We start from the raw sequence: 24737 nt of genomic DNA on the forward strand, positions 1-24737 counted from the left end.
ACCATGGCAGCTCTCGAACTCAAAAGCGTACGCAAGACCTACGGCAACGCCGCCCAGGAAGCCCTCAAGGGCATCGACATCCGCATCGACGCCGGCCAGTTCCTCATCCTGGTGGGGCCCTCCGGCTGCGGCAAATCCACCCTGATGAACGCCATCGCCGGCCTCGAAGAAATCAGCAGCGGCGCCATCTGCCTGGACGGCGAGGACGTCACCCAGGTCGAGCCCAAGGACCGGGATATCGCCATGGTGTTCCAGTCCTACGCCCTGTATCCGACCATGACCGTGCGCGAGAACATCGCCTTCGGCCTGAAGATCCGCAAGACGCCCAAGGAGCAGATCGACGCCGAGGTGGCGCGGGTCAGCAAGCTCCTGCAGATCGAGCATCTGCTCGAGCGCAAGCCGGCGCAGCTCTCCGGTGGCCAGCAGCAGCGGGTGGCCATGGGCCGCGCCCTGGCGCGCCGGCCCAAGCTTTATCTGTTCGACGAGCCGCTGTCCAACCTCGACGCCAAGTTGCGGGTGGAGATGCGCACCGAGATCAAGCTGATGCACCAGCGCCTGCAGACCACCACCGTCTACGTCACCCACGACCAAATCGAAGCCATGACCCTGGGCGATCGCGTCGCGGTGATGAAGGACGGCGAGGTGCAGCAATTCGGCACCCCCGAGGAGATCTACAACGACCCTGCCAATCTGTTCGTCGCCAGTTTCATCGGTTCGCCGCCGATGAACTTCGTGCCGGTGCGCCTGGAAGCGCGCGAGGGCAGGGTGGTCGCCCGCGTCACCGGTGATATCGGCGACAGCCAGGTGGACCTGCCCGATCTGGATCCAGCGCTCGCGGGGCGAGAGGCTATCCTTGGGGTGCGCCCGGAGCAGATCCAGTCGGCGCATCCGGCGGACAACGCCGTGCCAGGCATCCTGACGCGGATCCAGGTGGTCGAGCCGACCGGTCCCGATACCCTGCTGTATGCCGAGTGGAACGGCACCAAGGTCTGCTGCCGGGTGGCCCCGGGTGAAGCGCCGCGGGCCGGCGACCAGGTGCTGTGGCGGATCGATTCGCGACGGGCGGTGCTGTTCGATCCTGCGAGCGGTCGCCGACTTTCTTGAACGGAGCTCATGGCTGAAACGTTACAGCAATGGTAAGGTCCGCCCGCCGCCGCGCCTGACGTCGGGTCGCGGCCCTACCAGAGGCCAGGAGTGCAGCTCCGGCCGCCGTGACAGACAGGAGAACAACAATGGCACTACCCCGCGTTGTGGTCTTTGGCGAAGCCCTCACCGACATCGTCCAGGGTAATCCTGGCGAATGGCGGGGTTACCCGGGCGGTGCCCCCTGGAACGTGGCGCGTGGCCTGGCCCGGCTGGGCGTGGAAAGCGCCTTTGGCGGCGCCATCAGCCAGGACGGTCTGGGTGACGAGATCGCCTGGCAGTCGGAAACCGCCGGCCTCGATACCCGCTTCCTGCAGCGCGTCGCCGCCGATCCGCTGGTGGCCATCGTGCCGTCGAGTCGTCCGCCGCGCTATTTCTTCGCTGGCGAAGCCGATCTCCAGTTCGATCCGGCGCTGCTGCCCGAAGGCTGGCTGGAGGCCGCCGAGGTCTGCCATTTCAGCTGCATCAGCCTGGCCCGCTATCCGCTGGCCGACACCCTGCTGGACCTGGCCCGTCAGGCCAAGGCCGCCGGCAAGCGCCTGAGCTACGACCCCAACTGGCGCAACCTGATGGACGATCGCTATCGCCAGCAGACCTTTCCCGAGCTGGTGCGCCTGGCCGACGACATCAAGCTGTCCGACGAAGACATCCGCCAGATCTATCCGGGCCTGGACGAGCGTGCCGCGCTGGACGAATTGCGCGCCCTCAATCCCCACGCCCGCATCCTCTTCACCCGCGGCGAACACGGCCTGGTGCTCTATACGCCGGAAGGCGAGTGGCAGCAGGCCGCCATCGCCGTGGACGTGGCCGACACCGTGGGTGCCGGCGACGCCTGCATGGCCGGCTGGCTGGCCTCCGGCCTGCTGGGCCTGACCGATCTGCAGCAGCGCCTGAGATTCGCCGCGGCCAGTGCCTCGGTGTCCTGCCGCCATGCCGGCGCCTATGCGCCGACCCGCGCCGACGTCGAAGCCCTGCTGCAGGTGAGCCCCCTCTAGACCGCGTTCCCACAACAACAATAGCCGCCAAGGAAACCCGATGGACTTCCCCGATTTTCGTCGTCGCGACACCCTGCTGGAGCACGTCCGCCACACCCTGGCGTTCTACCATCCCCGCTGTGTCGATCGGCAAGGCGGCTTCTATCACTTCTTCAAGGACGACGGCACGGTCTACGACAGCCAGACCCGCCATCTGGTCTCCAGCACCCGCTTCGTCTTCGATTTCGCCATGGCCTACCGGCACTATGGCGATCCGGCCTTTCTGGACGCGACCCGCCATGGCCTGAGATACCTGCGCGAGCGGCATCGCCAGGCCAATGGCGGCTATGCCTGGCTGCTCGACGGCGACACCGTGGTGGATGGCACCAATCACTGCTATGGCCTGGCCTTCGTGGTGCTGGCCTATGCCCACGGCTTGCAGGCCGGCATCGAGGAAGCCCGCGGCTGGCTGAGCGAAGCCTGGGAATCCCTGGAGACCCATTTCTGGCGCGAAGCCGATGGCCTCTATGTCGACGAGATCAGCGCCGACTGGCAGACCGTGGCGCCGTATCGCGGCCAGAACGCCAACATGCACGCCTGCGAAGCCCTCCTGGCCGCCTTCGAAGCCAGTGGCGAGGTGCGCTACCTGGACCGCGCCGAGACCCTGGCGCGCAACATGACCCAGCGCCAGGCCGCACTGACCCTGGGGCAGGGCGGGGTGGCCGACGAGGTCCCCGGCGGCCTGGTCTGGGAGCACTACCACAGCGACTGGTCCATCGACTGGGACTACAACCGCGACGATCCGGCCAACCTGTTCCGGCCCTGGGGTTTCCAGCCGGGGCACCAGATCGAATGGGCCAAGCTGCTGCTCATCCTCGAGCGTCATCGCCCGCAGCCCTGGCTGCTGCCGCGCGCCCAGGCGCTGTTCGACATCTCCTGGCGCCTGAGTTGGGATAGCGAGCACGGCGGTCTCTACTACGGCTTCGCCCCGGACGGCTCGCCCTGCGATCCGGACAAGTATTTCTGGGTGCAGGCCGAAGCCCTGGCCGCCGCGGCGCTGCTCGCGGAGCGCAGTGGCGAGGCGCGCTACTGGGAACACTATGAGGCGCTCTGGCGCTACAGCTGGACGCATTTCATCGATCACGAGCACGGCGCGTGGTGGCGCCTGCTCGACCGTCGGAACCAAAAGTACTCCGACGACAAGAGTCCGGCCGGCAAGGTCGACTATCACACCATGGGTGCCTGTTACGAAGTCCTCAACGTCCTGCCGTAAGTATTAGAGACGCGGGTTTCGGGCACCCGGGGTGTCATCACTTCAATAAAAAGGGATCTCAGTAATGAACAAGCAAAACCACAAGAATCGTCCGGGGCGCGCACTGCCCCTGGTGTCGCTGCTGGCCCTGGCGGTCGCCGCGGGTGCCCAGGCGGCGCCCCAGGCCAACCCGGGTGGCAACTTCAGTGGCGTCAACAACACCGAGGCCGCCTTCGAGCCGCTGGGCAACACCATGACCGGTGACTGGGGTGGCGTGCGCAAGGACCTGCGCGACAAGGGCTGGGACATCAAGCTCGAATACGTCGGCGAGGGCGCGACCAACCTGCGTGGCGGTTACGACGACGACCGCACCGGGCGCTGGAGCTCCCAGTACATGTTCGGGCTCTGGGGCGACATGAACAAGATCGCCGGCTGGGAGAACTCGGTGTTCAAGCTGGCCATCACCTCCCGTGACGGCCGTAACCTGACCGACGACCGCATCACCGATCCGCGCGTCGGCGGCTACTCCTCGGTGCAGGAAGTCTATGGCCGTGGTCAGACCTGGCGTCTGACCCAGCTGTGGCTGTCCAAGGGCTTCTTCGATGGCCGTCTGGACATCAAGGCCGGTCGCTTCGGCGAGGGCGAGGACTTCAACTCCTTCGAGTGCGACTTCCAGAACCTGGCGTTCTGCGGCTCCCAGGTCGGCAACTGGGAAGGCGTCTGGTACAACTGGCCGGTCAGCCAGTGGGCCCTGCGCGTCAAGTACAGCCTGACCCCCGAGCTGTTCGTCCAGGTCGGCGCCTACGAGCAGAATCCGTCGCTGCTGGAAACCGGCAACGGCTTCAAGCTCAACGGCAGCGGCACCAAGGGTGCGGTCCTGCCGGTAGAAATGGTCTGGTCGCCCAAGGTCAACGGCCTGCCGGGCGAATACCGCGTCGGCTACTACTACAGCACCGCCAAGGCCAACGACGTCTACGAAGACGTCAACGGCAATTCCGCCGCCCTCACCGGGCTGGATTACAAGGAGCACTCCAGCAAGCACGGCTACTGGGTCGTGGCGCGTCAGCAGATCACCGCGCACAACGATGACCCGAGTCGCGGCCTGTCGGTCTTCGCCAACTTCACCGCCCATGCCAAGGACGTCAACAAGGTCAGCAACTACGTCCAGGCCGGCCTGGTGTACAAGGGCCCCTTCGATGGTCGTCCCAAGGATGACATCGGCTTCGGCGTCGCGCGCATCAGCACCAACAGCGACTTCCGCGACAACCAGCGCGCCCTCAACCAGGCCGCCGGTGCCACCGACTACGACGATCCGGCCTACACGCCCCTGCAGCACAACGAGTACGACGCCGAGCTTTACTACGGCGTGCACGTGACCAACTGGCTGACCGTGCGCCCCAACATCCAGTACATCAAGAGCCCGGGTGGCGTGCGTGAAGTCGACAATGCCGTGGTCGGCGGCCTGAAGGTTCAAGCGGTTTTCTAAATCGCCCCCATAGCCCGCCATCCTGCCGGATGGCGCTGGACAGGGCCCTGCAGTGGTTATACTGCAGGGCCTTTTTCATTTCCGAGGTTGCCGTGGGTAAGGTCGAAAGTCCCTGCATCAGCCAATGCAAGATCAAGGACGAAGTCTGCCAGGGATGTGGCCGCAAACGCTCAGAGATCAAGGGATGGAAGGAATTGAAGGACAAGGAGCGCAAGGAAGTCATCGACAAGTCCAGGAAGCGCCTGAAGAAGCTCAAGAAGGGCTGATGCGTTCCTGACGGCGCCGTAGGTTGGTCTGAGCGCCGCGAAGCTCGACAATGCCGGGCCGCGTGCCTTATGCGAGTGCCGGCTGATCGCGGCCATGGGCCGCTCCTACAGCACAGGCCGAATTACAGGAGCGGCCGAATCGGCGGACCGCCATGGCCGCGATGAAGACATCCAGCCCAGGTCGAGCCCGCGCTGCTGGAGTTGAACACCTACTCGGATAGCCCCCTCTCCCTTGGGGAGAGGGTTGGGGTGAGGGCGCTCCTCGCCATCAAACCCCCCCTTGCGGAAAAGGCTGTGCCGTCTCCACGCTACGTATCTATGAGTACAGAGCCTGCCTGTAGGAGCGGCCCATGGCCGCGATCTCAGGCACGGCTAGTCCCCAATCACGGCTCAACCCGCCTCATCCAGCAACCCCATGAACGCCTGCGCCGCATTCGAATGGGTGCGCTCAGTGTGCAGGATGTACCCCAGCCGGCGTTCCAGCTGTATCCCCGGCAACGGCAGGCGACGGACCTGGTCGTCCAGCAGGGTACGCGGCAGCACGCTCCAGGCCAGGCCGATGGACACCAGCATCTTGATGGTCTCCAGGTAGTTGGTGCTCATGGCGATATTGGGTGTCAGCCCCTGGGCATCGAACAGCCCATGCACGATCAGCCGGGTAAAGGTGTTGCCACCGGGAAACACCGCCGGATGCCGCGCCACGTCGGCCAGGGTGACCTCCGCCTGGTTCGCCAGCGGATGTTCGGGCGCCGCCACGAAATCCAGCGGATCGCTCCACACCGGCACCGCCTTGATCGGCGCCGCGGTCTGGGGTGCCAGGGTGATGATCGCCAGCTCCACCCGCCCATGCAGGATCTCGTCGTAGGCCGCTTCCGAATCGAGAAAGCGGATATCCAGGGCGACGTCGGGATAGTCCCGGGTGAAGCGCCTGAGGATCGGCGGCAGCCGGTGCAGGCCGATGTGGTGACTGGTCGCCAGCGTCAGCCGGCCGCCGATGGCACCATTGAGATTGGTCAGGGCACGCCGGGTGTCATCGATCACGCCTAGAATCTGGTAGGCGCGGGGGAGCAGGGCGCGTCCCGCCTCGGTCAGGCTGACCTCGCGCCCGATGCGGTCGAACAGCCGCAGCCCCAGCTGCAGCTCCAGGGCGGCGATGCGCTTGCTCACCGCCGGCTGGGTCAGGTGCAGCCGCTCGCCCGCATCGGAAAAGCCGCCGGTTTCGGCCACTGCGACGAAGGCATTCAGATTGGCGAGATCCAAGACGTCGAATTCCTGTTGGTTATGCGCTTCATGAAAAAGATGAATTTGTTTCATGCGAGCCTAGCGCGGTATCTTTGACCCCACAAGCACCAAGGGCATGCAAAGGCCCGTGCCGTTCCACGCCTGATGAGGAATCGATCCATGGCTGGCAAGACGCTCTACGACAAACTCTGGGATATGCACCTGGTCAAGCAGCGCGACGACGGTTCCGCGCTGCTCTACATCGACCGCCACATCATCCACGAAGTGACCTCGCCCCAGGCTTTCGAAGGCCTGCGTCTGGCCGGCCGCAAGCCTTGGCGTCTGGACGCCAACCTGGCTACCCCCGATCACAACGTGCCGACCACCCCCGATCGCAAGGAAGGCCTCGACTCCATCAAGGACGAGATCTCGCGCATCCAGGTCCGCACCCTGGACGAGAACTGCGACGACTTCGGCGTCACTCAATTCAAGATGAACGACGTCCGCCAGGGCATCGTCCACGTGATCGGCCCGGAGCAGGGCGCCGTGCTGCCCGGCATGACCGTGGTCTGCGGTGACTCCCACACCTCCACCAACGGCGCCTTCGGTGCCCTGGCCCATGGCATCGGCACTTCCGAGGTCGAGCACGTGCTCGCCACCCAGTGCCTGGTGGCCAAGAAGATGAAGAACATGCGGGTGTTGGTGGAGGGTGAATTGCCCTTCGGCGTCACCGCCAAGGACATCGTGCTCGCCGTCATCGGCAAGATCGGCACCGCCGGCGGTAACGGCCATGCCATCGAATTCGCCGGCAGCGCCATTCGCGCCCTGTCCATGGAAGGCCGCATGACCATCTGCAACATGTCCATCGAGGCCGGTGCCCGGGTCGGCATGGTCGCGGTGGATCAGACCACCATCGACTACGTCGAGGGCCGTCCCTTCGCGCCCACCGGCGCCGTCTGGGAAGCCGCCGTCGCCCAGTGGCGCGGCCTGGTGTCCGATGCCGATGCCCACTTCGACACCGTGGTCGAACTCGACGCCGCCCAGCTCAAGCCGCAGGTCAGCTGGGGCACCTCGCCGGAGATGGTCCTGGCCGTCGACCAGCAGGTACCGGACCCGGCTCGCGAAGCCGATCCGGTCAAGCGCGGTTCCATCGAGCGCGCCCTGAAGTACATGGGCCTCAAGGCCAACCAGCCGATCACCGACATCGTGCTGGACCGCGTCTTCATCGGCTCCTGCACCAACTCCCGCATCGAAGACCTGCGCGCCGCCGCCGCCGTGGCCAAGGGCCGCAAGGTCGCCGCCACCCTCAAGCAGGCGCTGGTGGTGCCGGGCTCCGGCCTGGTCAAGGCCCAGGCCGAGCGTGAAGGCCTGGACAAGGTGTTCATCGAAGCCGGTTTCGAATGGCGCGAGCCGGGTTGCTCCATGTGCCTGGCGATGAACGCCGACCGCCTGGAGAGTGGCGAGCACTGCGCCTCCACCTCCAACCGCAACTTCGAAGGCCGCCAGGGCGCCGGTGGCCGTACCCACCTGGTGAGCCCGGCGATGGCCGCCGCCGCCGCCATCGCCGGTCGTTTCGTCGACGTCCGCGACTTCGCCAACGCCTGAGGAACCTGACCATGCAAGCCTTTACCCAGCACACCGGTTTGGTCGCACCCCTGGATCGCGCCAACGTCGACACCGACCAGATCATTCCCAAGCAATTCTTGAAGTCGATCAAGCGCACCGGCTTCGGCCCCAACCTGTTCGACGAGTGGCGCTACCTGGACGTCGGCCAGCCCGGCCAGGACCACAGCAAGCGTCCGCTGAATCCCGAGTTCGTGCTCAACCAGCCGCGCTACCAGGGCGCCAGCATCCTCCTGGCCCGCGAGAACTTCGGCTGCGGTTCCAGCCGCGAGCACGCGCCCTGGGCGCTGGATGGCTACGGCTTCCGCTCGGTGATCGCGCCGAGCTTCGCCGACATCTTCTTCAACAACAGCTTCAAGAACGGCCTCTTGCCGATCATCCTCAGCGATGCCGACGTCGACGAGCTGTTCCGCCAGGTCGAAGCCAGCGAGGGCTACCGGCTGGTGGTCGATCTCGAGAGCCAGACCGTGCGCCGTCCCGATGGCGTGGCGCTGTCCTTCGAGATCGATGCCTTCCGCAAGCACTGCCTGCTCAATGGCCTGGACGACATCGGCCTGACCCTGCAGGATGCCGACGCCATCGCGAGTTTCGAAGACCGCTATCGCCAGAGCAGTCCCTGGATGTTCCCCAGCGCCTGAACCCAGTCGCCGGCCCGCGAGGTCGGCGCTCTTTCCGGAGGCTCCATGAGCGGTGACCACGAGCAACACGTACAGCAGCAATTCGGCGCCACCGCCGAGGCCTATCTGACCAGTGCCGTCCATGCGCAGGGCGCCGAACTCCTCGAACTGCGCGACGCCGTGGCCCAGCGCGAAGGCGCCAAGGTGCTGGATCTCGGCTGCGGTGGCGGTCACGTCAGCTACAACGTGGCGCCCGTGGCCGGGCAGGTTGTCGCCCTGGACCTGGCGGAGGAAATGCTCTCGGTGGTCAAGCGCAGCGCGGCCGAGCAGGGCCTGGACAACATCAGCGTCCAGCCCGGCATGGCCGAGCACCTGCCGTTTGGCGACGCCAGCTTCGACTTCGTCTTCAGCCGCTATTCGGCGCACCACTGGCGCGACATCGGTGCTGCCCTGCGCGAAGTGCGCCGGGTACTGCGCCATGGCGGCGAGATGGCCATCATCGACGTGATCTCGCCAGCCAACCCGCGCCTGGATACCTACCTGCAGACGGTGGAGATCCTGCGCGACATCAGCCACGTGCGTAACTATTCCTTCGCCGAGTGGCACCGCCTGCTGGACATGGCGCGCCTCGGCGTGACCCGTTGCCGTCGCCAGCGCCTGCGCCTGGACTTCGCCAGCTGGACTGCGCGCATGCGCACCCCCGAGCCACAGTGCCAGGCCATCCGCAGCCTGCAGAGCAAGATCGGCCAGGAAGTGCGCCAGTATTTCGAAATCGACCGCGACGGCTCCTTCACCGTCGACGTCATGGTTCTCTGGGCCCAGCCCATCTGATTTGGAACAGGAAAAGACAATGAGCAAGCAGATCCTCATCCTGCCGGGCGACGGCATCGGTCCGGAAATCATGGCCGAGGCGGTCAAGGTGCTGGAAGCGGTCAACCGCGACCATGACCTCGGCTTCGAACTGGTTCATGACGACCTGGGCGGCGCCGCCATCGACCGTTACGGCGTGCCCCTGGCCGATGAGACCCTGGCGCGTGCCCGCGCCGCCGACGCCGTGCTGCTGGGCGCCGTGGGCGGTCCCAAGTGGGACAAGCTCGAGCGCGACATCCGTCCCGAGCGCGGTCTGCTGAAGATCCGTTCCGCCCTGGGCCTGTTCGGCAACCTCCGTCCGGCCATCCTCTATCCGCAACTGGCCGAAGCCTCGACCCTCAAGCCGGAAGTGGTCTCCGGCCTGGACATCCTCATCGTCCGCGAGCTGACCGGTGGCATCTACTTCGGCTCGCCGCGCGAGACCCGGGTGCTGGAGAACGGCGAGCGCCAGGCCTTCGATACCCTGCCGTACAGCGAAGGCGAGATCCGCCGCATCGCCCGCGTCGGCTTCGACATGGCCCGCCTGCGGGGCCGCAAGCTGTGCTCGGTGGACAAGGCCAACGTGCTCGAATCCAGCCGCCTGTGGCGCGAAGTGGTGGAGGAGGTGGCCAAGGACTATCCGGACGTCGAACTCAGCCACATGTACGTCGACAACGCCGCCATGCAGCTGGTCCGCGCGCCCAAGCAGTTCGACGTCATCGTCACCGACAACATGTTCGGCGACATCCTCTCCGACGAGGCCTCGATGCTGACCGGTTCCATCGGCATGCTGCCCTCGGCGTCCCTGGATGCGCACAACAAGGGCATGTACGAACCCTGCCACGGCTCGGCGCCCGACATCGCCGGCCAGGGCGTCGCCAACCCGCTGGCCACCATCCTCTCGGTGGCCATGATGCTCAGATACACCTTCGGTGCCGCCGCGGCGGCCGAGGCCATCGAGGCGGCTGTGGGCCAGGTGCTGGACCAGGGCCTGCGGACCGGCGACATCTGGTCGGAAGGCAAGCAGCGGGTCGGTACCCGCGAGATGGGCGAAGCAGTAGTAGCGGCGCTCGTTAGGCGTTAATCTGATCGGCCGCCAGGGGAGGCGGCCGTCCTCAAGACAACAAAGGTGCAGTAGCGATGAAACGTGTAGGTCTGATCGGTTGGCGTGGCATGGTGGGCTCCGTGCTCATGCAGCGCATGCTCGAAGAGCGGGATTTCGACTTGATCGAGCCCGTGTTCTTCACCACCTCCAACGTCGGCGGCGAAGGCCCGGCCATTGGCAAGGGCGTGGCGCCGCTCAAGGATGCCTACAGCATCGACGAGCTCAAGACCCTCGACGTCATCCTCACCTGCCAGGGCGGCGACTACACCAGCGAGGTGTTCCCCAAGCTGCGCCAGGCCGGCTGGAAAGGCTACTGGATCGACGCGGCCTCCAGCCTGCGCATGCAGGATGACGCCGTCATCGTGCTGGACCCGGTCAACCGTCGCGTCATCGACCAGGCCCTGGCCGATGGCCGCAAGGACTTCATCGGCGGCAACTGCACCGTCAGCCTGATGCTGATGGCCCTGGGCGGCCTGTTCGAAGCCGGTCTGGTGGACTGGATGAGCGCCATGACCTACCAGGCTGCCTCCGGCGCCGGTGCGCAGAACATGCGCGAGCTGATCCGCCAGATGGGCGCCACCCACGCCGCCGTCGCCGACAGCCTGGCCGATCCGGCCAGCGCCATCCTGGACATCGATCGCCAGGTCGCCGAGACCCTGCGCAGCGAAGCCTTCCCCACCGAGCAGTTCGGCGTTCCCCTGGCCGGCAGCCTGATTCCCTGGATCGACAAGGAACTGCCCAACGGCCAGAGCCGCGAAGAGTGGAAGGCCCAGGCCGAGACCAACAAGATCCTCGGTCGCTTCAAGAATCCGATTCCCGTGGACGGCATCTGCGTGCGCATCGGCGCCATGCGCTGCCACAGCCAGGCGCTGACCATCAAGCTCAACAAGGACGTGCCGCTGTCCGACATCCATGGTCTGATCAGCCAGCACAACCCCTGGGTCAAGCTGGTGCCGAACAACCGCGACGTCAGCATGCGCGACCTGACTCCGGCTGCCGTCACCGGCACCCTGAGCGTGCCGGTCGGCCGCCTGCGCAAGCTGAACATGGGCTCCCAGTACCTGGGCGCCTTCACCGTGGGCGACCAGCTGCTGTGGGGCGCCGCGGAGCCGCTGCGGCGCATGCTTCGGATCCTGCTGGAACAGTAGGTCGACGGCTAAACGTTTGCTTAGGGAGGAGGGCCGCCAGTAAAGTGCGGCCCTCTTTCGTTGCGGACGCCTCATCATGACTGCCAGAGATATCGCCCTCGTCGGCGCCACCAGCGCCTACGGCGAAGCCATTCGTGAACTCCTCGACGAGCGCGACGTGCCCCTCGGGCGGCTGCACCTGCTCGCCAGCGGTGAGTCGGCGGGTCAGAATCTGCCCTTCCGAGGCAGCAACCTGCGCGTCACCGGGCTCGAAGGCTTCGATTTCGCCCAGGTCGGCATCGCCATCCTCGCCGTGCCCGCCGCCGTGGTGGAAAGCCTGAGGCCGCAACTGGCCGCCGCTGGTTGCGCCGTGCTCGATCTCAGCGGCGCCTCCGCCGCGCTGTCCGTACTGCCGCGCATCAATGGCGAACGCCTGGACAGCCTCGCGGCGAACGCCTGGCTCGGCGTTCCCCTGGCGGCTGCCCAGGCCGCCGCCAGCGTGGGCGCCGTGCTGGCCCGCCTGAATGCGCTCACCGATGCGTCCCTGACCGCTTGCCTGGCGGCCTCCGGCGCCGGCCGTGGCGGCGTCGAGGAACTGGCGCGGCAGGCCACCGAATTGCTCAATGGTCGCCCGGTGGAGGCCCGGCTGTTCGAAGGCCAGCTAGCCTTCAATCTGCTCGGTCGCACCGGTGCACCGGCCGCGGATGGCTATACTGCCCAGGAACATCGCCTGCTGGACGAATGTCAGCAGGTGCTGGGAGCGACCTTGCCGGTGCTGGATGTCACGGCCCTGCAGGCCCCGGTCTTCTTTGGCGACAGCCTGGCGCTGAGTCTGAGGGGCAGGGAGCAATGGCAGCTGGAGCAGGTGCTCGAGGCCCTGGGTGACGAGCCGGGTCTGGCGCTCGACGAAGACGTCGATTGTCCGTCGGCGGTCGGCGATGCCCTGGGGCGGGAAGAGGTGCTGGTGGGGCGAGTACGGCGACATCCGCGGGATGCGCGACGGCTGGAATGCTGGCTGGTGGCGGACAATGTCAGATTGTCGGCACTGACGGCCGTTCAGCTGGCCGAATTGTTGCTTAAACAGTCGGCCTAAAAGATACTTCGTGAAATGCTTCGCCCTTTTGGCTTGAGTAAAAGGGCAGTGGACGTGGCACGCAGCGATGGACACAGGCGCCCGCACGGTGGCGCGATCGACAGCTTCTAAAAAGGGACGGTCATGGTTCGAGTTCAGAAACTGGTGCGGGCAATTGCAGCGGCGAGCGCCTTGATGTCTGGCGCGGCCCAGGCGCTCAGCCTGGGGGAGATCCACCTCAACTCCGCCCTCAATCAGCCCTTCGATGCCACCATCGATCTGTCGGACCTGCGTGACCTCGGCACCGCCGACTTGCGCCCCAATCTGGCGTCCGTCGAAGAGTTCGGCAAGGCCGGCGTCGACCGTGCCTTCTTTCTCAACGACCTCAAGTTCACCCCGGAGGTGCGCAACGGGCGCACCGTCATCCGCGTGACCTCGGCGCGTCCGGTGCGCGAGCCCTATCTCAACTTCCTGCTGGAAGTGAACTGGCCCAGCGGCCGTATCCTGCGCGAGTACACCGTGCTGCTGGATCCGCCGCTCTATACCCCGCAGGCCGCCGCCGCGCCGTTCGCACCCCAGGTCCCGGCCACGCCGCGAGCACGCGTCAACACGCCGAGCGCACCGCGTCCGGCCACGCCGCCAGCCGCGCCGGCGCCGAGTACGACCCAGACGCCTGGCACCTACACCACCGAGCCGCGCGACACCCTCTGGGAAGTCGCGGCGCGCAATCGCCCGGCCTCCAGCGTCAGCGTCGACCAGACCATGCTGGCGATCCAGGATCTGAATCCCGACGCCTTCATCGATCGCAACATCAATCTGATGAAGAGCGGACAGGTGCTGCGCCTGCCCGATCAGGCCCAGGCCGGTACGCGACCCCAGCGCGAGGCGGTCGCCGAGATCGCTCGCCAGACCCGCGCCTGGAAGCAGGGCGGCACCGCCGCGCCAGCCGGTACGCCGCGCCGTCAGGTGGATGCCTCCGCCCAGCCGAGCGGCAACGAGGCGCCGGCCGCCGCCGCCCCCAGGGACAACCTCAAGCTGCTCTCCGGTCAGCCGGCCGGGCGCGCAGGCGAGTCCGCCGGTGGCAAGGGCGGTGACCAGTCCCTCGTCGATCGCCTGGCGGTGACCCAGGAAAGCCTGGACACCACCCGCCGCGAGAACGAAGAACTCAAGAGCCGCCTGGGCGATCTGCAGTCGCAGCTCGACAAGCTGCAGAAGATCATGCAGCTCAAGGATGCCCAGCTGGCGCGGATGCAGGCCAACATGGCCAATCCGCAGGCTGCGGGCCAGCCGGCCCAGCCGCCGGCGACCCCGGAAGCCGCGGCGCCGGTCGCGCCTGCGCCGACCGAGAACACCGCCACGCCGGCGCCCCAGGAGCCGACGGCAGCGACCCCGACCACGCCGGTCGAGGCCACCCCTGCGCCCGCCACCACGCCGCCGGCCAGCGAGGCGGGTACCGGCTCGGCGCCGCCCGCGGCCAGCGAGCCCAAGGTCATTCCGGTCACGCCGAGCACCCCGGCCACCGAGCCGACCGAGGCCACCAACAGTTTCCTCGACGAGATCCTCAGCAATCCGCTGTGGCTGGGCATCATCGGCGGCAGCGCGTTACTGGCGCTGCTGGTGCTGCTGATGATCAACTCGCGCCGCAATGCCGTGAAGGAGGCCGAGCGTGAGCGCGACGCCGAAGCCGCGCGCAGCGATACGGTGTTCGACGCCGATCCCGAACTCGGTGATCACCACGCGCTCGCCGGCCTGGAATTGAACCAGGGTACCCAGGACGCCGCACGAGACGCCGATGCCCAGGACGATGCCCTGGGTCAGGCCGACATCTACATGGCCTATGGTCGCTTCAGCCAGGCGGCCGAGGTGCTCAAGAAGGCCAGTGACCAGGAGCCCCATCGCGCCGATCTGCGCCTCAAGCTCATGGAAGTCTATGCCGAGATGGGCGACAAGGACGGCTTCCAGCGCGAAGAGCGCGAACTCAAGGAGATCGGCGGCGCCCAGCCGGCGGTCGAGCACCTGAAGTCGCGATATCCGGCCATGGCCACCGTCGCGGTAGCCTCCGCTGCGGTCGGCGCGGCTGCCCTGGCCGCCGCCCACGAACTGAGCGAGGAGCAATCCCGCAACCAGGGCTTCTCGGCCACCGAAGACAGCCAGGACTTCGATCTGTCCCTGGATGACTTCGGCAGCGAGGACACCCAGGGTCATCAGCCTGCCGGTCCGGCCGAGGAGCCGCTGTTCGGCGAGGCCTTCGCCGATGCTCAGGCCAAGGCGGCCGACCCGCGCGACGATTTCGACTTCGATCTGAATTTCGATGCCGAACCCGCGGCCACCCCGGCGGCGACTCCCGCCGCCAAGGACGACGACTTCGCCCTGGACTTCAGCGAATTCGAACGGCAGGGCGACCTGGCGCACGAGGAGCCCCTTGCGGATTCCAGTGCGGTCTCGGCCTTCGACGAGCCGCTGGCGCCGCCGGCGGCCTCGACGACCGACGCCGAATTGCCCGCGAGTTTCGATCTGTCCGACTTCGACGACGAGCAGCCGGCGCCCAAGCGCGAAAGCGACGAGGAATTCGCCGCCCGCCTGCAGGAGGCCTCCCGCCAGTTCGATGCGGAGACCACCAGCGGCACCACCGGGGGCGATGGTCTGGACGATTTCGACTTCCTGTCAGGCGAAGACGAGACCGCCACCAAGCTGGACCTGGCGCGTGCCTACATCGACATGGGCGATCCGGAAGGTGCCCGGGACATCCTCGACGAGGTGCTGGCCGAGGGTAACGCCGGGCAACAGCAGGAAGCGCGCGAGATCATCGCCCAGCTCAGCTGAGGCTGGCCGGACTTGGCAGAGGAGGGGAGGCGCTATAAGCTGCCTCCCCTTTTTTTCGCCTGGCCGTCGCCTTGGATTTTCTAGACCCCACCATCATCGTCCCGCCGCAGCGCATCGCGCTCGGCGTCGAGTACAAGGGCGCCCGCTATCGCGGTTGGCAGCGCCAGCAGCCGGGCGTGCGCTCCGTTCAGGAGACCCTGGAAGACGCCCTGTCCGAGGTCGCCGCGGCGCCCATCGCGCTGCATTGCGCCGGGCGTACCGACTGTGGCGTGCACGCCACCGGCCAGGTGGTGCATTTCGAGTCGCCGGTCGCGCGGCCACTCAAGGCCTGGGTGATGGGCACCAACGCCAATCTGCCGTCCGACATCAGCGTCACCTGGGTCAAGCCGGTCAGCAACGAATTCCATGCCCGTTTCAGCGCCATGGCGCGGCGTTACCGCTATGTGATCTACAACGATCCGATCCGGCCTGCGCACCTGGCGGAGGAGGTCACCTGGAATCACCGTCCGCTGCGCATCGAGCCCATGCGCGAGGCAGCCCAGGTGCTGCTCGGTACCCATGACTTCACCTCCTTCCGGGCCAAGGCCTGCCAGGCCAAGTCGGCGATCAAGACCATCCACCACCTGCGCCTCTGGCAGAGCGGGCGGCTGATCGTGCTGGACATCCGCGCCAACGCCTTCCTGCATCACATGGTGCGCAACATCGCCGGGGTGCTGATGGCGGTGGGCTGTGGCGAGCGACCGGTGGAGTGGGTCGCCGAGGTCCTGGCGGCGCGGGAGCGGCGCCTGGGTGGCGTAACCGCCCACCCATACGGCCTCTACCTGGTGGACGCCGAATATCCCGAGAGCACGCCGGTGCCCAAGCGGCCGCTGGGTCCGCTGTTTCTGGGGCACATCCCCGAGCTGGATGACCCCCAAGGCTGACGCTGCGCGGGTGGTCTGCTAACATCCATCGATTTGGAACGAGGTCATTCCGGTTTGGCTAACGTTCGAGTGAAGATCTGCGGGATCACCCGGGTCGAGGATGCGCTGGCCGCCGCGGCCGCCGGCGCCGATGCCATCGGCCTGGTGTTCTATGCGCGCAGCCCACGGGCGGTGAGCGCTGCCCAGGCGCGCCAGATCGTCGCGGCGCTGCCGCCCTTCGTCACCAGTGTCGGGCTCTTTGTCGATGCCTCGCCCTGCGAGATCGAGGAGACGCTGGACGCCGTGCCCCTGGACCTCCTGCAATTCCACGGCGACGAGACCCCGGCGCAGTGCGCCCGGTATCGCCGTCCCTATATCAAGGCCCTGCGCATGCGCGAGGATATCGACCTCGCCGCCATCTCCCGGGACCATGCCGGCGCGCGCGGGCTGCTGCTCGACACCTATGTCGCCGGCGTACCCGGTGGGACAGGGCAGGCCTTCGACTGGACGCGGGTACCCCGGGATCTGTCGCTGCCGCTGATCGTGGCCGGTGGACTGGACGCGACCAACGTCGCCACCGCCATCGCCGCGTCCCGCGCCTATGGCGTGGACGTGAGCGGCGGCGTAGAGCAGGCCAAGGGCATCAAGGATGCCGCCGAGATCGTGCGTTTCGTGGCGGCCGTGCGGGGTGCGCCGGTCGCCTGATGTGACCCTCGTCGGGTGGTTGCCGTCCACACCTGCGACATATTCAAGCAGATCCGCCCTGGTGGGCCTGCCGTCCGACTCCCCGGGAGTCGGCATGAGACAACAGGGTAGCGGCCCGGGCAACAGCGGGCGCTGCCGAACCTATTACAGATGCTCAAGGAAGGCGCGGCCGCGGTCGCGCTGGGAGCCCATGCAAGTGGAGAGAGATGCATGAGCAATTGGCTGGTCGACAAACTGATTCCTTCCATCATGCGGTCCGAGGTGAAGCGCAGTTCGGTGCCGGAAGGTCTTTGGCACAAGTGTCCGGCCTGCGAAGCGGTCCTCTACCGTCCGGAGCTGGAAAAGAACCTGGACGTGTGCCTGAAGTGCGGTCACCACATGCGCATCAATGCGCGACGCCGCCTGGACATCTTCCTCGACGCCGAGGGTCGTGAAGAGCTGGGCACCGAGCTGGAGCCGGTGGACCGCCTGAAATTCCGCGACAGCAAGAAGTACAAGGACCGTTTCACCGCGGCGCAAAAGGAAACCGGCGAAAAAGACGCCCTGATCTCCATGCGCGGCACCCTCAAGGGCATGCCAGTGGCGGTCTGCGCCTTCGAGTTTTCCTTCATGGGCGGCTCCATGGGCGCCGTGGTCGGCGAGCGCTTCGTGCGCGCGGCCAACGTGGCCCTGGAAGAGCGTTGCCCGCTGATCTGCTTTTCCGCCTCGGGCGGTGCGCGGATGCAGGAAGCCCTGATCTCGCTGATGCAGATGGCCAAGACCTCCGCGGTGCTGGCGCGTCTGCGCGAAGAGGGCATCCCCTTCATCTCGGTGCTGACCGATCCGGTCTATGGTGGCGTCTCCGCCAGTCTGGCGATGCTGGGCGACGTCATCGTCGCCGAGCCCAAGGCGTTGATCGGCTTTGCCGGTCCGCGCGTGATCGAGCAGACCGTGCGCGAAAAGCTGCCGGAAGGCTTCCAGCGCAGCGAATTCCTGCTGGAGCACGGCGCCGTCGACATCATCGTCTCGCGCAAGGAATTGCGTGATCGCCTGGCGCGTCTGCTGGCGACCTTCCAGCACCAGCCGGTACCGGCGGCCTGATGGCTTCGCGCAGCCTCGCGCAGTGGCTGGCCTATCTCGAGCAGCTGCATCCATCGGCGATCGACATGGGCCTGGACCGGGTGCGCGAGGTCGCGCAGCGGCTGGGCCTGACCCGGCCGGCCCCGCGGGTGGTGACCGTGACCGGCACCAACGGCAAGGGCTCCACCTGCGCCTTTCTCGCCAGTCTGCTGCGCGCCAGCGGACAGCGGGTCGGCGTCTATGCCTCGCCGCATCTAGTGCGCTACAACGAGCGCGTCGATGTGGACGGCACCCTGGCCAGCGATAGCGATCTGTGCACCGCCTTCGCCGCGGTGGAAGCCGCGCGGGGCGAGATCAGCCTGACCTATTTCGAAGTGGGTACCCTGGCGGCCTTCTGGCTGTTCGAGCGTGCCCGGCTGGACGTCGCCATCCTCGAAGTCGGTCTGGGCGGACGCCTGGACGCGGTCAATCTGATCGACGCCGATCTGGCGCTGGTCACCAGCATCGGCCTCGACCACGCCGAATGGCTGGGCGACACCCGCGAAAGCGTCGCCGTGGAAAAGGCCGGTATCTTCCGCGCCGGCAAGCCGGCCCTCTGTGGCGATCTGGAGCCCCCCGCGCCACTGATCCAAGTCGCCGAGCGCCTGGGTGCTCCCTTGCTGCTGCGCGGCGAAGCCTTCGACCTGCAGATCGAGAGCGCCGGCTGGTTCTGGCGCGGGCGCGATGCCCAGGGCAACGCCCTGACGCTGCCCGGTCTGCCGTTGCTCGACCTGCCCATGGAAAATGCCGCCCTGGCCTTGCAGGCCTACGCCTTGCTCGACCAGCCCTGGCTGCCGGAGCAGATCGCCGCGGCCCTGCAGGCGACGCGCATGACCGGACGACTCGATCGCCGCCAGGTCGAGCGGGCAGGGGAGACCCGTAGCGTCCTGCTGGACGTGGCCCACAATCCCCACGCCGCCGAGTACCTGGCCCGGCGCCTGGCCATGAAGCCAATCGCCGGCGTGCGTCGCGCGGTATTCGGCGTTCTCGCCGACAAGGACCTGGACGGCATCCTGGCGCCCCTGGAGGGCCTGTTCGCCAGCTGGGCGGTGGCGACCCTGCCGACCCCGCGCAGTCGCGACGGGGCCGAGGTGGCCGCACGCCTGGCTGCACGCGGTGTCCAGGCCGAGGCCCATGCCTCCCTGCTGGCCGCCTTCGAGGCGCAACTGGCCGCCAGTGCGGCCGACGACGAGGTGGTCGTGTTCGGCTCCTTCTACAGCGTCGCCGAGGTGCTCGCGCAGCTCTCTTCCCCATCCGAATCCGCGGAGGCATAACCCATGCTCAAGCAAAGAGTCATCGGAGCGCTGGTGCTGCTGGCGCTGATCATCATCTTCGTGCCCATGCTCTTCAATCGCCAGGACGACGCCCGCAAGGTGGCGGTCGAGGCGCCGCCCCAGCCGGCCGCACCCACGGTGCCCGCGACCGAGGTGCAGCCGGTGCAGACGCCCGAGGCGCCGCCCGTGGTGGTGGTACCGGACGAGCCGGCCAAGCCGCTCGGCAAGCCGCAGACCCCCATTGCCGGTACCGCCGGCCAGGCGCCGACGCAGAATGCGCCGGTAAGTCCCGCGCCTGCCCAATCCCAGCCTGCCGCGCCGGTCGCCAAGGCGCCCGCCACCCCTGCGCCCGTCGCAAGCGCGCCGGCGGCACCCGCAGCTACACCGGCGCCGGCGGCCAAGCCGGACTCGCGGCTGGGCGCGGCCAATCTGCCCAACAGCTGGTCGGTCCAGCTCGCCAGCCTGTCGTCCCGGCCCAGCGCCGACGCCCTGCAGGCCAAGCTCCGCAGCCAGGGCTACAACGCCTATGTGCGCACCGCCGACGGCATGAATCGCGTCTTCGTCGGACCGGTGATAGAGCGCAGCGAGGCGGATCGGCTGCGCGATCAGCTCAACAAGCAGAATGGCGTCAAGGGTTTCGTCGTGCGCTTTCAGCCGGAGCGCGGTTAACCCGGTCACAAGGCTCTGCTAGAATGCAGGGCCTTTTTGTAAGTGGACCTTGCCGTGGGCTTCACCTGGGTGGACTGGGCGATCGTCGCCGTTGTCATCGTTTCCAGCCTGATCAGTCTCAGGCGCGGCTTCGTCAAGGAAGCGTTGTCACTGGCCACCTGGATCGTTGCCGGTGGCGTGGCCTGGGTCTTCGGTGGGGCACTGTCCACCTATCTGGTCGACTATATTCAGGTGCCGTCCGGGCGAGTGATCGCCGCCTGTGTCATTCTTTTCGTGCTGACGCTGCTGGTGGGTGCCCTGGTGAGCTTCTTGCTTGGCGAACTGATCCGCGTCACCGGATTGTCGGGCACCGATCGCTTTCTCGGCATGGCCTTTGGCGCCGCCCGCGGTGCCTTGCTGATCACCGTGGCCGTGGGGCTGTTGAGCCTGGGGCCGGTCCAGCAGGATGGCTGGTGGCAGCAGTCGGTGCTGGTTCCACATTTTCTGCTGGTGGCCGATTGGTCGAAGAATCTGCTGTTGGGCTTTGCCGGCCAGTGGCTGGGCGCGACGCCCATGCCCAGTCTGCAACTGCTGCCGCAGCTGGGGCCCAAGGCTCCTTGAACGCTTTTCCAGGCCTCGCCTTGCGGGGTCATCCTGCGATGGTCCGCCGTCGCATCACTTGAAACAGTGGGGTCGCGTCACATGTGTGGCATCGTAGGTATCGTGGGCAAGACGAACGTCAACCAGTCTTTGTACGACGCGCTCACCGTCCTTCAACATCGCGGTCAGGATGCCGCCGGTATCGTCACCAGCCTGGACGGTAAACTCTTCCTGCGCAAAGACAACGGCCTGGTCCGCGACGTCTTCCAGCAGCGGCACATGCAGCACCTGGTCGGCCATATGGGCATCGCCCACGTGCGCTATCCCACCGCCGGCAGCTCCAGCTCCGCCGAGGCGCAGCCGTTCTACGTCAACTCGCCCTATGGCATCACCCTGGCGCACAACGGCAACCTGACCAACGTCGAGCAGCTGTCCCGCGAGATCTACGAATCCGATCTGCGCCACGTCAACACCACCTCCGATTCCGAGGTGCTGCTCAACGTCTTCGCCCACGAGCTGGCGGTGCGCAACAAGCTGCAGCCGACCGAGGACGACGTCTTCGCCGCGGTCTCCGAGGTTCATGAGCGCTGCCGTGGCGGCTACGCCGTGGTGGCCATGATCACCGGCTACGGCATCGTCGGCTTCCGCGATCCCAACGCCATCCGTCCCATCGTCTTCGGCCAGCGTCACACCGAATACGGCGTGGAGTACATGATCGCCTCCGAGAGCGTCGCCCTCGACGTACTCGGCTTCACCCTGATCCGTGATCTGGAGCCGGGCGAGGCGGTGTACATCACCGAAGACGGTCGCCTCTACACCCGCCAGTGCGCGCAGAATCCGCAGTATGCGCCCTGCATCTTCGAGCACGTCTACCTGGCCCGTCCGGATTCCATCATCGATGGCATCTCGGTCTACAAGGCGCGCCTGCGCATGGGCGAGAAGCTCGCCGAGAAGATCCAGCGCGAGCGCCCCGAGCATGACATCGATGTGGTCATCCCGATTCCGGACACCAGCCGTACCGCGGCGCTGGAGCTGGCCAACCACCTGGGCGTCAAGTTCCGCGAGGGCTTCGTCAAGAATCGCTACATCGGCCGAACCTTCATCATGCCCGGCCAGGCCGCGCGCAAGAAGTCGGTGCGCCAGAAGCTCAACGCCATCGAGCTGGAATTCCGCGGCAAGAACGTGATGCTGGTGGACGACTCCATCGTCCGCGGCACCACCTGCAAGCAGATCATCCAGATGGCCCGCGAAGCCGGCGCCAAGAAGGTCTACTTCTGCTCGGCGGCTCCGGCGGTGCGTTTCCCCAACGTCTACGGCATCGACATGCCCAGCGTGCACGAGCTGATCGCCCACGGCCGCACCACCGAGGAAGTCGGCGAACTGATCGGCGCCGACTGGCTGATCTACCAGGATCTGCAGGACCTGCAGGAAGCCGTGCGTACCCGCAAGGCACCCAAGGTCGAGCAGTTCGACTGCGCGGTGTTCGATGGCGAGTACATCACCGGCGATGTCGATGCCGCCTATCTGAACCGGATCGAGCAGGCGCGCAACGACGCGGCCAAGGTCAAGCACAAGGCGGTCAGCGCCATCATCGATCTCTACAACGACTAAGGAGCTGCACATGAGCCAAGACTGGGATGCCGGACGCCTGGACAGTGATCTCGAGGGCGCGGCCTTCGAGACCTTGGCGGTGCGGGCAGGGCAGCAGCGCTCGCCGGAAGGCGAGCATGGCGAAGCCCTGTTCCTGACCAGCAGCTACGTGTTCCGGACCGCCGCGGATGCCGCGGCGCGCTTCGCCGGCGAGGTGCCGGGCAACGTCTATTCGCGCTACACCAACCCCACGGTCCGTACCTTCGAGACCCGCATCGCGGCCCTGGAAGGCGCGGAGCAGGCGGTGGCCACCGCCTCGGGCATGTCGGCCATCCTGGCCATGGTCATGAGTCTGTGCAGCGCCGGCGACCATGTGCTGGTCTCGCGCAGCGTGTTCGGCTCGACCATCAGCCTGTTCGAGAAGTACTTCAAGCGCTTCGGCATCGAGGTGGACTATCCGCCGCTGGCCGATCTGGACGCCTGGCAGGCGGCCTGCAAGCCCAACACCCGGCTGTTCTTCGTCGAGTCGCCGTCCAATCCCCTGGCGGAGCTGGTGGACATCGCCGCCCTGGCCGAGATCGCCCATGCCCGGGGCGCGCTGCTGGCGGTCGACAACTGCTTCTGCACCCCGGCGCTGCAGAAGCCGCTCGCGCTGGGTGCCGACATCGTCATCCATTCGGCGACCAAGTACATCGACGGTCAGGGTCGTGGCATGGGCGGCGTGGTCGCCGGTCGTGCCGAGCAGATGAAAGAGGTGGTGGGTTTCCTGCGTACCGCGGGCCCGACCCTGAGTCCCTTCAACGCCTGGCTGTTCCTCAAGGGCCTGGAGACGCTGAAGATCCGCATGCAGGCGCACAGCCAGACCGCACTGGAGCTGGCACGGTGGCTGGAAGGCCAGCCCGGCGTCGAGCGGGTCCACTATGCCGGCCTGGAAAGCCATCCGCAGCATGAGCTGGCGTGCCGCCAGCAGAGCGCCTTTGGCGCCGTGGTGAGCTTCGAGGTGGCCGGTGGGCGCGACGCCGCCTGGCGCTTCATCGACGCCACCCGGATGATCTCCATCACCACCAACCTGGGCGATACCAAGACCACCATCGCCCACCCGGCGACGACCTCGCACGGGCGGCTGTCGCCGGCCGAGCGCGCCAATGCCGGGATCAGCGACAGCCTGATCCGCATCGCCGTGGGTCTCGAAGACCTGGGCGATCTGCGCCAGGACCTGGCCCGCGGACTGGCGGCGCTATGAGTCTGACGTTCGCACCGGTAGAGCTGCGTGTCGCCCTGGTCACCGGCGCGGCGCGTGGGATCGGGCTGGGTATCGCCGCCTGGCTAATAGCCGAAGGCTGGCGGGTAGTGGTGGCCGATATCGAGCAGGAGCGCGGCGCCAAGGTGGCCGCCGCACTCGGCGAGCGCGCCTGGTTCGTGGCTCTGGACGTGGCTGACGAGGGTCAGGTGGAGGCCGCCGTGGCCCAGGTGATCGGCCAGTTCGGTCGGCTGGACGCCCTGGTCAACAACGCCGGTCTCGCCACCGCCCAGGGCCAGCCGCTGGAAAGCCTGGCGCTGGCCGAGTGGCGCAAGGTGCTCGGGGTGAATCTGGACGGCCCCATGCTGATGGCCAAGCATTGCGCGCCCTATCTGCGCGAGCAGCAGGGCGCCATCGTCAACATCGCCTCGACCCGCGCCCGGCAGTCCGAGCCCCACAGCGAGGCCTATGCCGCGAGCAAGGGCGGGTTGCTGGCCCTGACCCATGCCCTGGCCATCAGCCTGGGCCCGGAAGTGCGGGTGAATGCCCTCTGCCCGGGCTGGATCGACGCCCGCGATGCCCATGTCCGCGCGGCCGAACCCCTGTCCGCCGCCGACCACGAGCAGCATCCGGTCGGACGGGTAGGGACGGTGGAGGACGTGGCGGCCTGCGTGGCCTGGCTGCTCGGCGGCAACGCCGGTTTCCTCACCGGCGAGGCCATCACCCTGGACGGCGGCATGACCCGCAAGATGATCTACCTGGAATAGCGCCCGTAGAAAATAAAATTGGAAAAATCCTTGACGGATCAAGGGGCTACGAGGAGAATGCGCGTCACCCGAAGGGGATGGCTGATTAGCTCAGCTGGGAGAGCACCTGCATCACACGCAGGGGGTCGGCGGTTCGATCCCGTCATCAGCCACCAAACTCTTCGGGAAGTGTTCCGCAAGGTACACGCAATGCGCGGCGGTAGTTCAGTCGGTTAGAATACCGGCCTGTCACGCCGGGGGTCGCGGGTTCGAGTCCCGTCCGCCGCGCCATACGAGTCGTTCCGGGTCCTCTGAACTGCCCGAACGACGCAAGAGAAGCTGCCCTAGGGCAGCTTTTTTTGTGCCTGGAGAAAAG

At 66.8% G+C, this 24737-nt stretch carries 22 protein-coding genes and 2 tRNA genes; 23 read left to right on the forward strand and 1 reads right to left on the reverse strand.

What is annotated here, in order from left to right:
- Positions 1-3: 3 nt before the first annotated feature.
- The 5 genes from ugpC (at position 4) to OXS31_RS06570 (ending at position 5121) form a co-directional block, all read left to right on the forward strand.
- A complete protein-coding gene (gene ugpC / locus OXS31_RS06550; protein WP_267398383.1) occupies positions 4-1104 on the forward strand; it encodes a sn-glycerol-3-phosphate ABC transporter ATP-binding protein UgpC in 1101 nt (366 codons plus the stop codon).
- 128 nt (positions 1105-1232) lie between these two features.
- Positions 1233-2138: a carbohydrate kinase gene (locus OXS31_RS06555; protein WP_007158672.1), complete on the forward strand. Its 906-nt coding sequence runs from the start codon at positions 1233-1235 to the stop codon at positions 2136-2138.
- A gap of 40 nt (positions 2139-2178) precedes the next feature.
- Positions 2179-3390, forward strand: a complete 1212-nt coding sequence (locus OXS31_RS06560) for an AGE family epimerase/isomerase (protein WP_267398385.1) — start codon at positions 2179-2181, stop codon at positions 3388-3390.
- Between the two features lie 64 nt (positions 3391-3454).
- Positions 3455-4855, forward strand: a complete 1401-nt coding sequence (locus tag OXS31_RS06565) for a carbohydrate porin (RefSeq protein WP_144959002.1) — start codon at positions 3455-3457, stop codon at positions 4853-4855.
- Positions 4856-4947: 92 nt separating this feature from the next.
- A complete protein-coding gene (locus OXS31_RS06570) occupies positions 4948-5121 on the forward strand; it encodes a DUF1289 domain-containing protein (protein WP_007158669.1) in 174 nt (57 codons plus the stop codon).
- 390 nt (positions 5122-5511) lie between these two features.
- Here the strand turns inward: OXS31_RS06570 and OXS31_RS06575 are convergent, their stop codons facing one another.
- Complete coding sequence (locus OXS31_RS06575; RefSeq protein WP_027602048.1) at positions 5512-6381, reverse strand: LysR family transcriptional regulator; 870 nt, start codon at positions 6379-6381, stop codon at positions 5512-5514.
- Between the two features lie 141 nt (positions 6382-6522).
- Here OXS31_RS06575 and leuC point away from each other — a divergent pair, with 141 nt between their 5' ends.
- The 18 genes from leuC to OXS31_RS06665 all read left to right on the forward strand — a co-directional run bounded on the left by leuC (position 6523) and on the right by OXS31_RS06665 (position 24652).
- Positions 6523-7947, forward strand: coding sequence for a 3-isopropylmalate dehydratase large subunit (gene leuC / locus OXS31_RS06580; RefSeq protein ID WP_027602049.1), 1425 nt, complete (start codon positions 6523-6525; stop codon positions 7945-7947).
- A gap of 11 nt (positions 7948-7958) precedes the next feature.
- Positions 7959-8603, forward strand: coding sequence for a 3-isopropylmalate dehydratase small subunit (gene leuD, locus OXS31_RS06585; protein WP_074582818.1), 645 nt, complete (start codon positions 7959-7961; stop codon positions 8601-8603).
- A gap of 45 nt (positions 8604-8648) precedes the next feature.
- Complete coding sequence (locus tag OXS31_RS06590) at positions 8649-9413, forward strand: methyltransferase domain-containing protein (protein WP_027599660.1); 765 nt, start codon at positions 8649-8651, stop codon at positions 9411-9413.
- Positions 9414-9432: 19 nt separating this feature from the next.
- A complete protein-coding gene (gene leuB / locus OXS31_RS06595; protein WP_027599659.1) occupies positions 9433-10515 on the forward strand; it encodes a 3-isopropylmalate dehydrogenase in 1083 nt (360 codons plus the stop codon).
- A gap of 56 nt (positions 10516-10571) precedes the next feature.
- A complete protein-coding gene (gene asd / locus OXS31_RS06600; RefSeq protein WP_007158663.1) occupies positions 10572-11684 on the forward strand; it encodes an aspartate-semialdehyde dehydrogenase in 1113 nt (370 codons plus the stop codon).
- A gap of 76 nt (positions 11685-11760) precedes the next feature.
- Entirely contained in the window at positions 11761-12756 is a 996-nt protein-coding gene (locus OXS31_RS06605; RefSeq protein ID WP_267398390.1) for an aspartate-semialdehyde dehydrogenase, read from the forward strand.
- A gap of 123 nt (positions 12757-12879) precedes the next feature.
- Positions 12880-15558, forward strand: coding sequence for a FimV/HubP family polar landmark protein (locus OXS31_RS06610; RefSeq protein WP_267398391.1), 2679 nt, complete (start codon positions 12880-12882; stop codon positions 15556-15558).
- Positions 15559-15629: 71 nt separating this feature from the next.
- A complete protein-coding gene (gene truA / locus OXS31_RS06615) occupies positions 15630-16481 on the forward strand; it encodes a tRNA pseudouridine(38-40) synthase TruA (RefSeq protein ID WP_007158660.1) in 852 nt (283 codons plus the stop codon).
- A gap of 54 nt (positions 16482-16535) precedes the next feature.
- Positions 16536-17165, forward strand: coding sequence for a phosphoribosylanthranilate isomerase (locus tag OXS31_RS06620; protein WP_074582808.1), 630 nt, complete (start codon positions 16536-16538; stop codon positions 17163-17165).
- 210 nt (positions 17166-17375) lie between these two features.
- A complete protein-coding gene (gene accD, locus OXS31_RS06625; protein ID WP_007158658.1) occupies positions 17376-18245 on the forward strand; it encodes an acetyl-CoA carboxylase, carboxyltransferase subunit beta in 870 nt (289 codons plus the stop codon).
- Entirely contained in the window at positions 18245-19537 is a 1293-nt protein-coding gene (gene folC / locus OXS31_RS06630) for a bifunctional tetrahydrofolate synthase/dihydrofolate synthase (protein ID WP_144958998.1), read from the forward strand. Before accD ends, folC begins: the two co-directional genes overlap by 1 nt.
- 3 nt (positions 19538-19540) lie before the next feature.
- Positions 19541-20206, forward strand: a complete 666-nt coding sequence (locus OXS31_RS06635) for an SPOR domain-containing protein (protein WP_027599653.1) — start codon at positions 19541-19543, stop codon at positions 20204-20206.
- 54 nt (positions 20207-20260) lie between these two features.
- Positions 20261-20806: a CvpA family protein gene (locus tag OXS31_RS06640; RefSeq protein ID WP_007158655.1), complete on the forward strand. Its 546-nt coding sequence runs from the start codon at positions 20261-20263 to the stop codon at positions 20804-20806.
- Positions 20807-20887: 81 nt separating this feature from the next.
- Positions 20888-22396 (forward strand): amidophosphoribosyltransferase, encoded by a 1509-nt coding sequence (gene purF / locus OXS31_RS06645; RefSeq protein WP_007158654.1) that lies wholly within the window; start codon positions 20888-20890, stop codon positions 22394-22396.
- A 10-nt stretch (positions 22397-22406) separates the two neighbouring features.
- The gene (locus tag OXS31_RS06650) at positions 22407-23618 is read left to right on the forward strand and encodes an O-succinylhomoserine sulfhydrylase (RefSeq protein ID WP_044342554.1); all 1212 of its coding nucleotides are present in this window, start codon (positions 22407-22409) and stop codon (positions 23616-23618) included.
- Positions 23615-24382 carry an SDR family oxidoreductase gene (locus OXS31_RS06655; protein ID WP_077172631.1) on the forward strand — a complete coding sequence of 256 codons (768 nt, stop codon included), beginning with the start codon at positions 23615-23617 and terminating at the stop codon, positions 24380-24382. Before OXS31_RS06650 ends, OXS31_RS06655 begins: the two co-directional genes overlap by 4 nt.
- 79 nt (positions 24383-24461) lie before the next feature.
- Positions 24462-24537, forward strand: a tRNA-Val gene (locus tag OXS31_RS06660).
- Between the two features lie 38 nt (positions 24538-24575).
- Positions 24576-24652 (forward strand) — tRNA-Asp (locus OXS31_RS06665).
- The last annotated feature ends 85 nt before the right edge of the window (positions 24653-24737 follow it).

It is taken from the genome of Pseudomonas sp. GM_Psu_1 (assembly GCF_026544185.1).
GTDB lineage: Bacteria > Pseudomonadota > Gammaproteobacteria > Pseudomonadales > Pseudomonadaceae > Chryseomonas > Chryseomonas oryzihabitans.

Excerpts from the sequence above, each read along its gene's own strand:
- ugpC (WP_267398383.1), top strand. The coding sequence starts at position 4 with ATGGCAGCTCTCGAACTCAAAAGCGTACGCAAGACCTACGGCAACGCC.
- OXS31_RS06555 (WP_007158672.1), top strand. The coding sequence starts at position 1,233 with ATGGCACTACCCCGCGTTGTGGTCTTTGGCGAAGCCCTCACCGACATC.
- OXS31_RS06560 (WP_267398385.1), top strand. The coding sequence starts at position 2,179 with ATGGACTTCCCCGATTTTCGTCGTCGCGACACCCTGCTGGAGCACGTC.
- OXS31_RS06565 (WP_144959002.1), top strand. The coding sequence starts at position 3,455 with ATGAACAAGCAAAACCACAAGAATCGTCCGGGGCGCGCACTGCCCCTG.
- leuC (WP_027602049.1), top strand. The coding sequence starts at position 6,523 with ATGGCTGGCAAGACGCTCTACGACAAACTCTGGGATATGCACCTGGTC.
- leuD (WP_074582818.1), top strand. The coding sequence starts at position 7,959 with ATGCAAGCCTTTACCCAGCACACCGGTTTGGTCGCACCCCTGGATCGC.
- OXS31_RS06590 (WP_027599660.1), top strand. The coding sequence starts at position 8,649 with ATGAGCGGTGACCACGAGCAACACGTACAGCAGCAATTCGGCGCCACC.
- leuB (WP_027599659.1), top strand. The coding sequence starts at position 9,433 with ATGAGCAAGCAGATCCTCATCCTGCCGGGCGACGGCATCGGTCCGGAA.
- asd (WP_007158663.1), top strand. The coding sequence starts at position 10,572 with ATGAAACGTGTAGGTCTGATCGGTTGGCGTGGCATGGTGGGCTCCGTG.
- OXS31_RS06605 (WP_267398390.1), top strand. The coding sequence starts at position 11,761 with ATGACTGCCAGAGATATCGCCCTCGTCGGCGCCACCAGCGCCTACGGC.
- OXS31_RS06610 (WP_267398391.1), top strand. The coding sequence starts at position 12,880 with ATGGTTCGAGTTCAGAAACTGGTGCGGGCAATTGCAGCGGCGAGCGCC.
- accD (WP_007158658.1), top strand. The coding sequence starts at position 17,376 with ATGAGCAATTGGCTGGTCGACAAACTGATTCCTTCCATCATGCGGTCC.
- folC (WP_144958998.1), top strand. The coding sequence starts at position 18,245 with ATGGCTTCGCGCAGCCTCGCGCAGTGGCTGGCCTATCTCGAGCAGCTG.
- OXS31_RS06635 (WP_027599653.1), top strand. The coding sequence starts at position 19,541 with ATGCTCAAGCAAAGAGTCATCGGAGCGCTGGTGCTGCTGGCGCTGATC.
- purF (WP_007158654.1), top strand. The coding sequence starts at position 20,888 with ATGTGTGGCATCGTAGGTATCGTGGGCAAGACGAACGTCAACCAGTCT.
- OXS31_RS06650 (WP_044342554.1), top strand. The coding sequence starts at position 22,407 with ATGAGCCAAGACTGGGATGCCGGACGCCTGGACAGTGATCTCGAGGGC.
- OXS31_RS06655 (WP_077172631.1), top strand. The coding sequence starts at position 23,615 with ATGAGTCTGACGTTCGCACCGGTAGAGCTGCGTGTCGCCCTGGTCACC.